This window comes from Pseudomonas sp. NBRC 111140 (assembly GCF_001320885.1).
In the GTDB taxonomy this organism is placed as follows: domain Bacteria; phylum Pseudomonadota; class Gammaproteobacteria; order Pseudomonadales; family Pseudomonadaceae; genus Aquipseudomonas; species Aquipseudomonas putida_P.
On the sequence record NZ_BCBQ01000128.1, the window covers coordinates 1 to 13,325 of the forward strand.

The 13,325-nt window shown below is 64.3% G+C and carries 16 protein-coding genes and 1 pseudogene; 5 read left to right on the forward strand and 12 right to left on the reverse strand.

The features are described 5' to 3' along the window. Both dxs and APH42_RS26645 read left to right on the forward strand, forming a co-directional pair. Nucleotides 1-1,305: 1-deoxy-D-xylulose-5-phosphate synthase (gene dxs, locus APH42_RS26640; protein ID WP_060494592.1), on the forward strand; the 1,305-nt coding region annotated here is incomplete at its 5' end. Nucleotides 1,306-1,427: 122 nt separating this feature from the next. Beyond that, on the forward strand, nt 1,428-3,302 hold the full coding sequence (locus APH42_RS26645; protein WP_060494593.1) for a TonB-dependent receptor domain-containing protein: 1,875 nt from the start codon (nt 1,428-1,430) through the stop codon (nt 3,300-3,302). On the opposite strand, the gene APH42_RS26650 is transcribed toward APH42_RS26645, so the two are convergent. From APH42_RS26650 to nrdR, 12 genes are all read right to left on the reverse strand, one after another. Next, nucleotides 3,280-4,092 carry a cobalamin-binding protein gene (locus APH42_RS26650; protein ID WP_060494594.1) on the reverse strand — a complete coding sequence of 271 codons (813 nt, stop codon included), beginning with the start codon at nt 4,090-4,092 and terminating at the stop codon, nt 3,280-3,282. The genes APH42_RS26645 and APH42_RS26650 overlap by 23 nt on opposite strands. Next, nucleotides 4,092-4,511 (reverse strand): hypothetical protein, encoded by a 420-nt coding sequence (locus APH42_RS26655; protein WP_012270292.1) that lies wholly within the window; start codon nt 4,509-4,511, stop codon nt 4,092-4,094. The genes APH42_RS26650 and APH42_RS26655 overlap by 1 nt, the downstream gene beginning before the upstream one ends. Then, entirely contained in the window at nt 4,508-5,125 is a 618-nt protein-coding gene (ribA, locus tag APH42_RS26660) for a GTP cyclohydrolase II (protein ID WP_012270291.1), read from the reverse strand. Before ribA ends, APH42_RS26655 begins: the two co-directional genes overlap by 4 nt. 129 nt (nt 5,126-5,254) lie before the next feature. Next, on the reverse strand, nt 5,255-5,998 hold the full coding sequence (locus APH42_RS26665; protein ID WP_012270290.1) for an ABC transporter substrate-binding protein: 744 nt from the start codon (nt 5,996-5,998) through the stop codon (nt 5,255-5,257). Nucleotides 5,999-6,014: 16 nt separating this feature from the next. Beyond that, nucleotides 6,015-6,518, reverse strand: a complete 504-nt coding sequence (locus APH42_RS26670) for a phosphatidylglycerophosphatase A (protein WP_003255391.1) — start codon at nt 6,516-6,518, stop codon at nt 6,015-6,017. Then, nucleotides 6,515-7,483, reverse strand: coding sequence for a thiamine-phosphate kinase (thiL, locus tag APH42_RS26675; RefSeq protein ID WP_012270289.1), 969 nt, complete (start codon nt 7,481-7,483; stop codon nt 6,515-6,517). The genes APH42_RS26670 and thiL overlap by 4 nt, the downstream gene beginning before the upstream one ends. Before the next feature lie 18 nt (nt 7,484-7,501). Further along, nucleotides 7,502-8,002, reverse strand: coding sequence for a transcription antitermination factor NusB (gene nusB / locus APH42_RS26680; RefSeq protein WP_003255393.1), 501 nt, complete (start codon nt 8,000-8,002; stop codon nt 7,502-7,504). After that, nucleotides 7,999-8,475, reverse strand: coding sequence for a 6,7-dimethyl-8-ribityllumazine synthase (gene ribE, locus APH42_RS26685; RefSeq protein ID WP_003255395.1), 477 nt, complete (start codon nt 8,473-8,475; stop codon nt 7,999-8,001). Before ribE ends, nusB begins: the two co-directional genes overlap by 4 nt. 91 nt (nt 8,476-8,566) lie before the next feature. After that, nucleotides 8,567-9,658 carry a bifunctional 3,4-dihydroxy-2-butanone-4-phosphate synthase/GTP cyclohydrolase II gene (ribBA, locus tag APH42_RS26690; RefSeq protein ID WP_012270288.1) on the reverse strand — a complete coding sequence of 364 codons (1,092 nt, stop codon included), beginning with the start codon at nt 9,656-9,658 and terminating at the stop codon, nt 8,567-8,569. Between the two features lie 18 nt (nt 9,659-9,676). Further along, complete coding sequence (locus APH42_RS26695) at nt 9,677-10,342, reverse strand: riboflavin synthase (protein WP_003255399.1); 666 nt, start codon at nt 10,340-10,342, stop codon at nt 9,677-9,679. Between the two features lie 43 nt (nt 10,343-10,385). After that, on the reverse strand, nt 10,386-11,516 hold the full coding sequence (gene ribD / locus APH42_RS26700; protein ID WP_012270287.1) for a bifunctional diaminohydroxyphosphoribosylaminopyrimidine deaminase/5-amino-6-(5-phosphoribosylamino)uracil reductase RibD: 1,131 nt from the start codon (nt 11,514-11,516) through the stop codon (nt 10,386-10,388). Between the two features lie 2 nt (nt 11,517-11,518). Continuing rightward, nucleotides 11,519-11,983: a transcriptional regulator NrdR gene (nrdR, locus tag APH42_RS26705; RefSeq protein WP_012270286.1), complete on the reverse strand. Its 465-nt coding sequence runs from the start codon at nt 11,981-11,983 to the stop codon at nt 11,519-11,521. Between the two features lie 106 nt (nt 11,984-12,089). Between nrdR and APH42_RS26710 the strand changes: the two genes are divergently transcribed. From APH42_RS26710 to APH42_RS29985, 3 genes and pseudogenes are all read left to right on the forward strand, one after another. Then, entirely contained in the window at nt 12,090-12,542 is a 453-nt protein-coding gene (locus tag APH42_RS26710; RefSeq protein WP_012270285.1) for a YbaY family lipoprotein, read from the forward strand. After that, entirely contained in the window at nt 12,543-13,202 is a 660-nt protein-coding gene (locus APH42_RS26715; RefSeq protein WP_060494595.1) for a methyltransferase, read from the forward strand. Between the two features lie 31 nt (nt 13,203-13,233). Continuing rightward, nucleotides 13,234-13,325: pseudogene (locus tag APH42_RS29985) on the forward strand (co-chaperone YbbN); the annotation flags it as partial.

A 13,325-nucleotide genomic window follows, 5' to 3' on the forward strand; every position in this document is an offset into this window, starting at 1 on the left:
GGCCTGTCCAACTACCTGGCCAAGATCCTCTCCAGCCGCACCTACGCGAGCATGCGCGAAGGCAGCAAGAAAGTGCTGTCGCGCCTGCCAGGTGCCTGGGAAATCGCCCGCCGCACCGAGGAGTACGCCAAGGGCATGCTGGTGCCAGGTACGCTGTTCGAAGAGCTGGGCTGGAACTACATCGGCCCGATCGACGGCCACGACCTGCCGACCATGATCGCCACCTTGCGCAACATGCGTGACCTGAAGGGCCCGCAGTTCCTGCACGTGGTGACCAAGAAGGGCAAGGGCTTCGCCCCGGCCGAGGTCGACCCGATCGGCTACCACGCCATCACCAAGCTGGAGCCAGCCGACAAGCCAGCCGCGCCGAAGAAAGTCAGCGGCCCGAAATATTCCGCCGTGTTCGGCCAGTGGCTGTGCGACATGGCCGCCGCCGACAACCGCCTGGTGGGCATTACCCCGGCGATGAAGGAAGGCTCGGACCTGGTCGACTTCAGCGAACGCTACCCGCAACGCTACTTCGACGTGGCCATCGCCGAGCAGCACGCCGTGACCCTGGCGGCCGGCATGGCCTGCGAGGGCAGCAAGCCGGTGGTGGCGATCTACTCCACCTTCCTGCAGCGTGCCTACGACCAGCTGATCCACGACGTGGCCGTGCAGAACCTCGACGTGCTGTTCGCCATCGACCGCGCCGGCCTAGTCGGCGAAGACGGCCCGACCCACGCCGGCAGCTACGACCTGTCGTACCTGCGCTGCATTCCGGGCATGCTGGTGATGACGCCTAGCGACGAGAACGAGCTGCGCAAGATGCTCAGCACCGGCCACCTGTACAACGGCCCAGCGGCCGTGCGCTACCCGCGTGGCACTGGCCCGAACGCGCCGATCAGCGGTGACCTGCAGCCACTGGAAATCGGCAAGGGCGTGGTTCGCCGCCAAGGCGAGAAAATCGCCCTGCTGGTGTTCGGCGTGCAACTGGCCGAGGCCATGCAGGTGGCCGAGCAGATCAACGCCACGGTGGTCGACATGCGCTTCGTCAAGCCGCTGGACGAGGCCTTGGTGCTGGAGCTGGCTGGCAGCCACGAACTGCTGGTAACCATCGAAGAGAACGCCATCATGGGTGGTGCGGGCGCTGCCGTGGGTGAGTTCCTGGCCAGTCAGGCGGTGCTCAAGCCGCTGCTGCACCTGGGGCTGCCGGACATCTATGTCGAGCACGCCAAGCCTGCGCAAATGCTGGCAGAGTGCGGGCTGGATGCAGCCGGGATCGAGGCTTCGGTGAAGGCTCGCATGGCCAAGCTCGGGCTGTAACCCTCGGGGCCACTTTGCGGCCCATCGCAACACAAGGCCGCTTCTACAGAGGAACGCGGACTCCTGTAGGAGCGGCCTTGTGTCGCGATCGAGGGCGCAGCCCTCGCAATATGGTACTGCCCATGAAAACCCCAACCTTCGCCACCCTGCTCTGCCTCCCTCTTCCGCTGCTGGCCACTGAGCGCGACGACGCCCTCAAGCTCCCCGACGTATTGATCAGCGCCAGCCGCCAAGTCGAATCGCGCACCGCTACCAGCGCCGCCAACACCGTCTTTACCCGCACCGACATCGACCGCCTGCAACCCACCAGCGTCACCGACCTGCTCACCCGCGTGCCCGGCGTGCAGGTGGCACCTACCGGTGGCCGTGGCAGCCTGCCTGGCATCTTCATTCGCGGCACCAAGGCAGCACAAAGCCTGGTGCTGGTCGATGGCGTGCGCATCGCCAACGCCACCTCCGGCGACAGCGGCCTGCAGTTTCTCGACGTCGACCAGATCGAGCGCATCGAAGTGCTACGCGGCTCGCGCTCGGCGGTGTACGGCAGCGATGCCATTGGCGGTGTGATCCAGATTTTCACCCGCCGTAGCAATGGCCCCGGCCTGCAGCCGCGCCTGCGCATGGCCGCTGGCAGCAACCAGACCTTTCAACGCAGCCTGGGGCTTTCTGGCGGCAACGATGCGACCCGCTTCAACCTGGGCGCCAGCCTGGATGAAACTGCCGGCATCGACTCGACCGGGCCGTCCTTCGACAGCGATGGCGACCACGATGCCTACCGCAACCGATCGCTCAACCTGAGCCTGAGCCATACGTTCAACGAACGTTTCGAGGCAGGTGTAAACCTGCTCGACAGCCGCGGGCGCAGTGAATACGACAATCCGTACGGGCGACTCGATGAAGATACCTGGCTGAGTTATCCACAACAGCCCTACACCGATTTCAGCGTCAGCAGCCTGGGCGGCTGGTTCGATGCCCAACTCAACGACGCCTGGCACTCGAGGCTGGAACTGGGCCACAGCGAAAACCGCGACGACAAACGCGACAAACTCAGCGACCAGCGCTTCATTTACAACACCTATCGTGATCAGGTCACCTGGCAGAACGATCTCGCCTTCGACGACCAAAACCAACTGATGCTCGGTGGCGATTGGTACGAGGAACGCTTCCATGGCACGGCGAACTTCAGCGAAGACAGCCGCTGGAACCGCGCCGCCTTCGCCCAGTACCGTTTTACCGGGGAACACTTCTTGAGCGAGCTCGGCGTACGTCACGACCGCAACCAACAGTACGGCGACCAGACCACTTGGAACGCCAGCCTTACCCTTCCATTGAATTCCCGCAACGACCTACTGGCGTCTTACAGCGAAGGGTTTCGCGCCCCCACTTTCAATGACCTCTACGACGTACAGTACGGTAACCCGGACCTGCGCCCCGAGCACTCGAAGAGTTACGAGCTGCAATGGCGCAGCCAACTGGCCAGCCATACCCGACTGGAAGCCTCGCTGTATCGCACCGACCTACGCGATGCGATCAACTACGACCCTACGCTCAGGCGACCCGGCAATGTCGACAATGCACGCATCAATGGCTTCGAGTTGTCGGTGCTGCAGGAGTGGGCTGGCTGGACCTCTCAGTTGGGGGTGAGCATGATTGATCCCCGAGACCGCGAAAGCGGACATACCCTGCAGCGACGCGCCCGTCGCACGTTGAACCTTGACCTGGATCGTCAGTTCGAACGCTTCAGCGTGGGCGCGAGCTGGCAGGCTGTCAGCGGCAGCTACGACGATCCATCGAACAATGAGCGCATAGGTGGCTATGGACTTGTCGGCCTACGAGGCGGCATGCGCCTGACGACGGATGTAAAGCTTGAACTGAAGCTCGACAACCTGCTGGACAAACAGTACAGCCGAGCCATGTACAGCTTCGATGGCAGCCAGTACGGCTACCGCGAAGAAGGCCGCACGCTGCTGTTCAGCGTTACCTGGACGCCGGTGCTTTAGCCGCGAGCAACGCGCACAGGCGGGCGGTGGCCTCGATCATCTGCCCGCTGGGGCGCTCCAGGCCTTTGTCAGGCACCACCAGCAGGCGCCCATCAGCCACGGCTCGAAGCTGCGTCCAGGCCTTCCAGCTGGCCAACTGTGCCTGATCGCCGGCCAGGATGACCTGCGGATCACGCAGCAGTACAGACTCCACACTCACCTGCGGTGCCGGCTGGCTGAGGTCGGCAAATACGTTGCGCGCCCCGCACACGGCCAGGGCGTCGCTCACCACCTGGCGGCCACCGAGCGTGTACAACGGCCTATCCCACACTTGATAGAACACCTGCAAGGGTTTGTCTCGCCCATACTGCTGGCGCAGCTGCTGCAGCCGCTTGCGCAGTGCTTGAGCGTACGCGTGGCCTTGCTCGGCACGCCCAATGCGCCCGGCAATGGCCTCGATCTGCTCGATCAGTTGGTCGATGTCATGGGGTTCGGCACTGAAGGTGGCAATGCCCAGGCGCTTGAGCTGGTCGCGCTGGGCGGGCGGTACGCTGCCAGGCCACAGCAACAACAAGTCGGGGCGCAGGCTGAGCAAACGCTCCATGTCCAGCTGCCCTTGGCGCCCGACCGAGGGCAAGTCGCCCAGGGCAGCCGGCCGTTCGCCACCGTCGAGCACGCCCACCAACAAGTCGTCGGCCTGCAGCTCAAGCATGATTTCAGTCATCGAGGGGGCCAGGCTGACCACCCGCAAGGGGTCGGCGGCCAGCGCGGTGCAGGCTAACAGCGCCAGCAGGCCAGGCAGCAGGCGCATCAGCCGAGCTGACGCGGAATACGATAGAGGTACAGCACTACCACCGTGGACAATGCCAGCAGGATCTGCGGCACCGCCTCCAGACCGACAAGCACCGTCAGCGCTGCGACCCAGGCTGGGAAGCAGGCATACAGCATGGCCACGCGCCGTACCCGTGCCAGTTCGATCCAGGCGCCAGGTTCTTCGCCCGTGCCGAGCACTTTGGAGGTGGCGATCAGTGCACGCTTGTAGGCGCCGAAGCGCGGCAAGCTGAGGAACATGGTGGCCGCACCGGCAATGAACAGTGGCATGGCCAGCACCGGGATCAGCGCATCACCACCACCAAAGGCCCAGGCCATGACCGGCAGCGGCACCAGGCCCACGGCCAGGTACTGCCACCAGGCCAGCGCCAGGCGCCGCTTGACCTCGGCGCGTGTCACGCCTGTGGCGCCTCGCCCTGGTGCTCGTTGCCCAGCATGTGGCCCAACTTGCCGGCCTTGGTCGCCAGGTAGTAACGGTTGTGCGGGTTGTGCCCGGTGTGCAGCGGCACACGCTCGGCAACCACGATATTCATGTCGGTCAGGGCTTTGACCTTGCGTGGGTTGTTGGTCATCAGGCGCAGCGACTTCACACCCAAGTGCTCGAGCATCGGCAGGCACATGGCGTAGTCACGCTGGTCGGCGGCAAAGCCCAGACGCTCGTTGGCTTCGACGGTGTCGGCGCCGCCATCTTGCAGTTCGTAGGCACGGATCTTGTTCAGCAGGCCGATGCCACGGCCTTCTTGACGCAGGTACAGCAGCACGCCACGGCCTTCGCGGGCGATGGCCTGCAGCGCGGCTTCCAGCTGCGAGCCGCAATCGCAGCGCTGGCTGAACAGGGCATCGCCGGTCAGGCACTCGGAGTGCAGGCGCCCCAGCACCGGCTGGCCGTCCGCGATATCACCCAGGCTGAGCACCACATGCTCACGGCCAGTGGCTTCGTCGAGAAAGCCATGCATGGTGAAGGTCGCGAAGGGAGTCGGGAGTTTAGAGGCGGCAACAAAGACGACGGGCACGTTGTGCTCCTGGAATAAGTTGAAAATTTCTCGTGGGCCGATTGTATCAGCAGGTAGCGGAATGTGGGCCGGCTCAATACCGTGGGTTAAGATCGAAAAGTTCGATGCTTAGGTCAAGCAGGCCCGGCTTCAATGGGGTTTGCTATCGGCACTGAACGGATACGGCTGCTTCCAGCGTTCGAAGATCGGCTTCAGTTCGCCGCTGCGTACCAGCTCGGCCATGCGCTTGTCGAACAGGTCGCACAGAGCCTTGGCCTGGTCGTTGCGGGCGAAAGCCAGGTACAGCGGCAGTTCGGCCACATGGGTACGACGGAAGCGCTCGGGCTGCGAAGACTGGCTCAGGACATAATCGACTTCGGTCTGCGCATCGATGTAGAAGTCCACGCGATCATGCTCGAGCATCGGCAAGATGCCTTCACGGCGCTGAATCTCGCGAAATTCGTGCACATCAGGCAAGTAGCTGCCGTAGTCGTAGCCACGCACCCAGGCCAAGCGATATTTGCCCACGTTCTGCGGTGTAGGCACTGGCTTGCTGGCCAGCCCCAGGGCGTAGATATGGTCCATGTCGAAGTGCCAGCGCGGGTACAGATTGTCGTCGTTTTCTTCCTTGTACGAGCCAACCCAGGCATCAGCCTCGCCGCGCTTCACCAGGCCGACCGCACGGCTGTAGGGCGCGCTCTGGGTAACCACCTTGACTCCGGCCGGCTCGAACACCTTGCGCAACACGTCCCAGGCCACCCCGGTACCGTCGGCGTTGGTGTAGTCGAGCCACTCCTCGCTGACCAGATGGATCTGCTTGGGTACGCCTTCGGCAGCGCTCACCCACGGGGCGACACTCAGCAGCATTGCCAGCAGCACAGTCCTTATGGCCATTCACGCGCTCCCTGTTTCAGGCAACCGCCCACACCAGAACCTGCATGCCCAGCCAGGCGAAAACACCGGCCAGGATATCGTCGAGCATGATGCCGACACCCCCGTGCACATGGCGGTCGATCCAGCGGATTGGCCACGGCTTGAGGATGTCGAAGAAGCGGAACATCAGGAACCCTGCCAACAGCCACTGCCAGCCTTCCGGCACTAGCCAGAGGGTGATCCACATGCCGACAATCTCGTCCCAGACAATGCCTTCATGGTCGTGTACGCGCAAGTCATTGGCAACTTTGCCGCACAACCAGAAGCCAAACAGCATGCTGACGCCGAGCAACAGCCAGTAACCCCAGTCGGGCAGCATCTGCCACAGCGGGATGAACGGTATGGCAACCAGCGAGCCCCAGGTACCCGGTGCCTTGGGCAAGGTGCCGGAACCGAAGCCAAACGCGATGAAGTGCCATGGGTTGCGCCAGACCGAGGGCGGAACGAACTCCGCAGGCACCTGATTGGGGTGATCGGTCACGGTGTCTCCCTAAAGTGTTGATAGCCCCGCTGCACGGGGGTGATGTCCTGGCCTTGGGCGTCGCGCAAGGTCACGCCCTGCCCTTCGAGCACTCGGCCGATGGTATGCACTTCGATAGTGTCGAAGGCAGCCAGGGGCGCGAGCGCCTCGGGCGGCAAAGTGAAGGCCAGTACGTAATCGTCGCCACCGGTGAGCGCTGCCCGCACCGCAGCTTCACGACCGAGGAAGGCTTCCAAAGCAGGAGACACTGGTACTTGCGCCAGGTTCACCTCCAGCGCAACGCCGGACGCCTTGGCGATATGCCCACAATCGGCGAGCAACCCGTCGGAGATATCCAGTGCCGCTGTGGCCCGGCCACGCAGCAGTGCGCCAAGGGTGAGCTGTGGCATTGGCGACCAGTAGTGGGCCAACAACGGCTCGGCTTGCGCAGCCGGCGCCTCGCGCTCACCGAGTACCAGCGGCAATGCACCGGCAGCCTTGCCCAGCGAACCACCGACACACAGCAGGTCGCCAGGCCGTGCGCCGCTGCGGCGCAAGGCCTGGCCTACCGGCACGCGACCAAACACGGTCACAGTGATACTCAACGGGCCGCGAGTGGTGTCGCCACCAATCAGGCTCATGCGGCAACGCTGGGCCATGCGGCTGAGGCCGTCGGCATAGGCCGACAGCCAGCCAGGGCCAACGTCAGGCAGGGTCAGGGCGAGGGTAAAGCCGATTGCAGTCGCGCCCATGGCTGCCAGGTCACTGGCCGCCACGGCCAACGAACGCTGGCCAAGCAGCAACGGATCGCAAGCAACAGGAAAATGCACCCCGGCGACCAGAGTGTCGGTGGACACCGCCAGTTGCTCACCGGGGGGAAGATCCAGCAGGGCGCAGTCGTCGCCGATCCCCAGGGCCACGCCCTCGCCGCCCTGCGCACAGGGCGCGGCGGCGAAGTAATGGTTGATCAGCTCGAACTCACCCATGGCCAGGCTGCGCCAGGATCAGCGCTTGTTCGCCTTGACTTCTGCTTCACGCAGGGCCGGGGCGAGCTTGTCCAGCACGCCGTTGACGAACTTGTGGCCGTCGGTGGCACCGAAGACCTTGGCCAGCTCCACGCCTTCGTTGATCACCACGCGGTACGGAACGTCGACGCGCTTGATCAGCTCCCAGGTGGACAGGCGCAGCACGGCCAGCTCGACCGGGTCGAGCTCTTCCAGTGCGATGGTCATGCAAGGCACCAGTGCCTTGTCGATTTCGCCCTTGATTGCCGGGACCCCGTGCAGGATCTCGCGGAAATAGGCACCGTCGACATCGGTGAAATCGTTATCGACCCGGAACTGCGCTTCGATCTCGTTCAGCGAATGCTGGGCCATGTGCCACTGGTAGAGGGCCTGGGTCGCGAGCTTGCGGGCTTCGCGGCGCTTGGCGCTCTTGGAGGGCTTGCCGGCATCCGCAGGTTTTGGATCGCGCGGGTTGAAACGATCGCTTTCGTCGCTAATCACTTGGCCTCCAACTGCGCCAGCAGGCTGACCATTTCCAGAGCGGACAGGGCAGCTTCAGCACCTTTGTTGCCAGCTTTGGTGCCGGAACGCTCGATGGCTTGCTCGATGGAGTCGACGGTCAGTACGCCGAAGGCCACCGGTACACCGAACTCCATGGACACCTGGGCCAGGCCCTTGGTGCATTCGCCCGCCACGTATTCGAAGTGCGGGGTACCACCACGAATCACGGCGCCCAGGGCGATGATCGCGTCGTAGGCGCCTTGCTGGGCGACCTTCTGTGCTACCAGCGGGATCTCGAATGCACCGGGGGCACGGATGATGGTGATGTCGCTTTCGCTGACACCGTGGCGAACCAGGGCATCAACGGCACCGCTTACCAGGCTTTCGACGACGAAGCTGTTGAAGCGGCCAACCACCAAAGCATAGCGACCTTTGGGGGCGATGAAGGTACCTTCGATGGTCTTCAGGGTCATTCCGATATTCTCATCTTCAAGAGCGAGGCCGCATACAAGCGGCCTCGACAGGGGTCTGGACTCGAGCAGAGGGCGTCAATGCCGCCTCAAGTCACTCGGAGGGCACGTATTCTACAACTTCCAGATCGAATCCGGATATCGCGTTGAACTTCATCGGCGAACTCATCAGGCGCATCTTGCGCACACCAAGGTCGCGCAGGATCTGCGAACCGGCACCCACGGTGCTGTAGGTGGTCGGTGCTTTGGTCGGTGCATCACCCGCGCTTTCACGAATGTGCGCCAGCAGCACGTCGCCATCCAGCGGGTGGCCCAGCAGCAAGACCACGCCACTGCCAGCCTCGGCCACGGCAGCCATGGCTGCGCGCAGGCTCCAGCGGCCCGGCTGCTTGACCAGCAGCAGGTCGCGCAGCGGGTCCATGTTGTGCACACGCACCAGGGTCGGCTCTTCGGCGCAGATCTTGCCCAGGGTCAGGGCCATGTGCACGTCGCCTTCCACCGCATCACGGTAGGTGACCAGGTTGAATTCACCCAGCTCGCTCTCCACCGGCTGCTCGGAAACACGCTGCACGGTGCGCTCGTGGATCATGCGGTAGTGGATCAGGTCGGCGATGGTGCCGATCTTCAGACCGTGCTCGGCGGCGAACACCTCCAGCTCGGCGCGACGCGACATGGTGCCATCGTCGTTCATCACTTCGCAGATCACGCCGCTTGGCTCGAAACCAGCCATGCGCGCAAGGTCGCAGGCGGCTTCGGTGTGGCCAGCGCGAGCCAGGGTGCCACCTGGCTGGGCCATCAACGGGAAGATGTGGCCAGGGCTGACGATGTCTTCGGCCTTGGCATCCTTGGCTGCGGCGGCCTGCACGGTGCGTGCGCGGTCAGCGGCGGAAATACCGGTGGTGACGCCTTCGGCGGCTTCGATCGATACGGTGAACTTGGTGCCGAAGCCCGAGCCGTTGCGCGGTGCCATCAGTGGCAGCTTCAGCGTTTCGCAACGCTCGCGGGTCATCGGCATGCAGATCAGACCACGGGCGTGCTTGGCCATGAAGTTGATGTGCTCGGGCAGGCAGCATTCGGCTGCCATGATGATGTCGCCTTCGTTCTCGCGGTCTTCGTCATCCATGAGGATGACCATTTTGCCCTGGCGGATGTCTTCGACCAGTTCTTCGATGCTGTTGAGCGCCACGCGGCACCCCCTTCTCAATCAGGATTTCAAGAAGCCGTTGGCGGCCAGGAAGCTTTCGGTAATGCCACTGCCCTTGCTCGGCTCGGCGGCCTTGTCACCCAAAAGCAAACGCTCCAGATAACGGGCCAGCAGGTCGACCTCAAGGTTTACCCGACGCCCTGCACGGTAGTCGGCCATGATGGTTTCGGACAGGGTGTGCGGGACAATGGTCAGCTCGAATTCGGCGCCATTGACCTCATTGACCGTCAGGCTGGTGCCGTCGACGGTGATCGAACCCTTGTGGGCGATGTACTTGGCCAGTTCCTTGGGTGCGCGTACGCGGAACTGGATGGCGCGGGCATTATCGCTGCGCGAAATGATTTCGCCGACCCCGTCGACGTGGCCGCTGACCAGGTGCCCACCCAGACGGGTGGTGGGAGTCAGGGCCTTTTCCAGGTTGACCTTGCTGCCGCTCTTGAGGTCGATGAAGGCGGTGCGCTTGAGGGTTTCGACGCTGACGTCGGCCCAGAAGCCGTCGCCCGGCAGCTCCACGGCGGTCAGGCACACACCGTTGACGGCGATGCTGTCGCCGAGCTTGACGTCACCCAGGTCGAGCTTGCCGGTTTCGACGTAGACGCGCACGTCGCCACCCTTGGGGGTCAGGCTGCGGATGGTGCCGATGGATTCGATGATGCCGGTGAACATGGGGTCTTCCTCAAAAAGCGGTTTGCGCGGGGCAAGCCCGGCATTATACGCCGGGCGCCGGCAAGGGGATGGCCGTGACCCGCCAGTCATCGCCCACTGCGCGCATTTCGGTAATTTTCAGCCTTGGTGCCTCGCTCATCTTGCCCAGCGGCCAGTCCAGCAGCGGCCGGGCCTGGGAGCCAAGGAAGGTGCCGGCGACAAACAGCTGGTACTCATCGACAAGGCCTTGCTGGGCAAAGGCGCCGACCAGGCCGGCACCGGCTTCCAGCAGGATTTCGTTGACACCTCGGGCCGCCAGGGCTTGCAGCAGCGCCGGCAAGTCGACCTGGCCATTGTCACCCGGCAGGCTGAGCAACTCGTGGCCGGCAGCGGCATAACGCGGGTCATCTGCGACAGCAGCCACCACCAGCGCCGGCCCGGCTTGGAAGAAAGCCGCATCCAGCGGCAGGCGCAGGCGACTATCGACCAGCACCCTCAGCGGTGTACGGCTGAGTGCCAGGGCGGTGGTTTCGGCATCCAGGCCCAGCTCGGTGCCACGCACGGTCATTCGTGCATTGTCGGCCAGCACACTGGCAGCGCTGGTCAGCACCACGCTGGAACGGGCGCGCAAGCGCTGCACCGCCGAACGGGCAGCCGGGCCGGTGATCCACTGGCTTTCGCCACTGGCCATCGCGGTGCGGCCATCCAGGCTCATGGCCAGCTTGGCGCGGACGAACGGCAGGCCGTGCTCCATGCGCTTGAGGAAGCCCGGGTTCAGTGCGCGGGCTTCGGTTTCGAGCACGCCGCTGGCGACTTCAATGCCTGCCTCGGCCAAGCGCTGCAAGCCCTGGCCTGCCACTTGCGGGTTAGGGTCCTGCATGGCTGCCACCACCCGCGCCACACCGGCCTTGACCAGTGCTTCGGCGCACGGCGGCGTGCGGCCATGATGGCTGCACGGTTCAAGGGTGACGTAGGCACAGGCGCCAATGGCGCGCTCACCAGCCTGGCGCAGGGCGTGCACTTCGGCATGCGGCTCGCCGGCACGCACGTGCCAGCCTTCACCGACCACTTCGCCATCGCGCACGATCACGCAGCCCACGCGCGGGTTCGGGTGAGTGGTGTACAGGCCTTTGCGCGCCAGCTCCAGCGCGCGGGCCATGTAATGGGCGTCGAGGACGGCAGCTTGGCTGGGCATGTTCACTCTCTAGCAGGCTCACGGGCCAGGCGGTCGATTTCTTCGCGGAACTCGTCGAGGTCCTGGAAGCGCCGGTACACCGAGGCAAAGCGGATATAGGCCACTTCATCGAGCTTGCGCAGCTCGGCCATGACCATTTCACCTACCACCAGCGATTTGACTTCGCGCTCGCCGGTCGCGCGCAGGCGGCTCTTGATGTGCGCCAGCGCCGCTTCCAGGCGCTCGACGCTGACCGGGCGCTTTTCCAGAGCCCGTTGCATGCCGGCGCGCAGCTTTTCTTCGTCGAAGGGCTGGCGCGTGCCGTCCTGCTTGATCAGCCGGGGCAGCACCAGCTCGGCGGTTTCGAAGGTGGTGAAGCGTTCGCCACAGGCCACGCATTCGCGGCGGCGGCGCACCTGCTCGCCCTCGGCAACGAGGCGAGAGTCGATGACCTTGGTGTCGTTGGCACCGCAAAAGGGACAGTGCATGGTGGCAGGCAACAAAAAAAGGGAGGGCCATGGTAGCGCATTGCACTGGCAAGACAAGCCAAAGGGGTTAACATCCATGGGAAATCTGCCCGTGAAGGACTCCCCCATGCACTACCGAGCGCTCGTCGTGCTGTGCTGCGCCGCCCTGCTCGCCGCCTGCGGCAGCGACAGGCCGAAGACCGACAACCTCCCAGCCCCCACGCCCGCCCGCTCGGCCAAGCAGGCCGAAGTACTGGGCCCGCTGCCGGCCTACCAGCGCGAGCTGAGTGGCACCTTGCTGGAAATTCCGGCCGGTGCCAACGTGGAGCTGGCCTTGCTGGTCATCGACGAACGCGACCGCCCGCAAGGCCTGCTGGCCAGCAGCACCCTGACCGGTACCGGCCAGGCCCTGCCCTATCACCTGCGCTTCAACCCCGAAGCCTTCCCGGCCGGTGCGCGGGTCGAGCTGCGTGGCCGTGCCAGCAGCTCCGGCCAACTGATCATGCACCTGCCCCCCGTGCGCATTACCCAGGCCCAAACCCAAGCCACTGGCCCGCTGCGTTTCGAGAAGGCGCCGTAAGTGGCACCGCTGGCCCTGCAACAGGCGCTCAGCGGCCTGATAGGCGAAGCGCGCCTGGTCGTCAGCGAACTGCCCGGCTGCGACCTGAAGCTGTGGCTGATCGATGACCAGAACATGGACCGGGCCTTCAGCAGCGAAGAAACCCGGCGCATTCTGGAAGAACCGCCCTACTGGAGCTTTTGCTGGGCCAGCGGCCTGGCCATGGCCCGCTACCTGGCCGAGCGCCCCGAATGGGTGGCGGGCAAGCGCGTGCTGGACTTCGGCGCAGGCTCCGGTATCGCCGGCATTGCCGCAGCACGCGCCGGTGCATTGGAGGTGGTGGCCTGCGACCTCGACCCGCTGGCCCTCGACGCCTGCCGCGCGAATGCCGCGCTGAACGGCGTCGAGCTGAGCTACAGCAGCGATTTCTTCGCAGAAGCCGACCGTTTCGACCTAATCCTGGTTGCAGACGTACTGTACGACCGCGCCAACTTGCCCTTGCTGGACGCCTTCCTTGGCCGCGGTCGCCAGGCCCTGGTGGCCGACTCACGAGTACGGGATTTCAGCCACCCGCTGTACCGGCAGTTGGGCGTGCTTGAAGCACTCACCCTGCCAGACCTGGCCGAGCCGCACGAATTCCGCCGGGTCAGCCTGTACCACGCCAGCCGCGACGCCTTATAGTGGTGCCATTCACGAGTTTGCGAGAGTCGCAATGAGCCAAGACACGCCTTACATTTTCGACGCCACCGATGCCACCTTCCAGCAACTGGTGATCGAGAACTCCTTCCACAAGCCGGTGCTGGT

Bases quoted from the DNA above. Each gene is read 5' to 3' on its own strand.
- ribE (WP_003255395.1), bottom strand. From the start codon at position 8,475: ATGACCCTGAAGACCATCGAAGGTACCTTCATCGCCCCCAAAGGTCGC.
- nrdR (WP_012270286.1), bottom strand. From the start codon at position 11,983: ATGCACTGTCCCTTTTGCGGTGCCAACGACACCAAGGTCATCGACTCT.
- APH42_RS26665 (WP_012270290.1), bottom strand. From the start codon at position 5,998: ATGGCCATAAGGACTGTGCTGCTGGCAATGCTGCTGAGTGTCGCCCCG.
- ribD (WP_012270287.1), bottom strand. From the start codon at position 11,516: ATGCCCAGCCAAGCTGCCGTCCTCGACGCCCATTACATGGCCCGCGCG.
- APH42_RS26645 (WP_060494593.1), top strand. From the start codon at position 1,428: ATGAAAACCCCAACCTTCGCCACCCTGCTCTGCCTCCCTCTTCCGCTG.
- APH42_RS26650 (WP_060494594.1), bottom strand. From the start codon at position 4,092: ATGCGCCTGCTGCCTGGCCTGCTGGCGCTGTTAGCCTGCACCGCGCTG.
- APH42_RS26695 (WP_003255399.1), bottom strand. From the start codon at position 10,342: ATGTTCACCGGCATCATCGAATCCATCGGCACCATCCGCAGCCTGACC.
- thiL (WP_012270289.1), bottom strand. From the start codon at position 7,483: ATGGGTGAGTTCGAGCTGATCAACCATTACTTCGCCGCCGCGCCCTGT.
- APH42_RS26710 (WP_012270285.1), top strand. From the start codon at position 12,090: ATGCACTACCGAGCGCTCGTCGTGCTGTGCTGCGCCGCCCTGCTCGCC.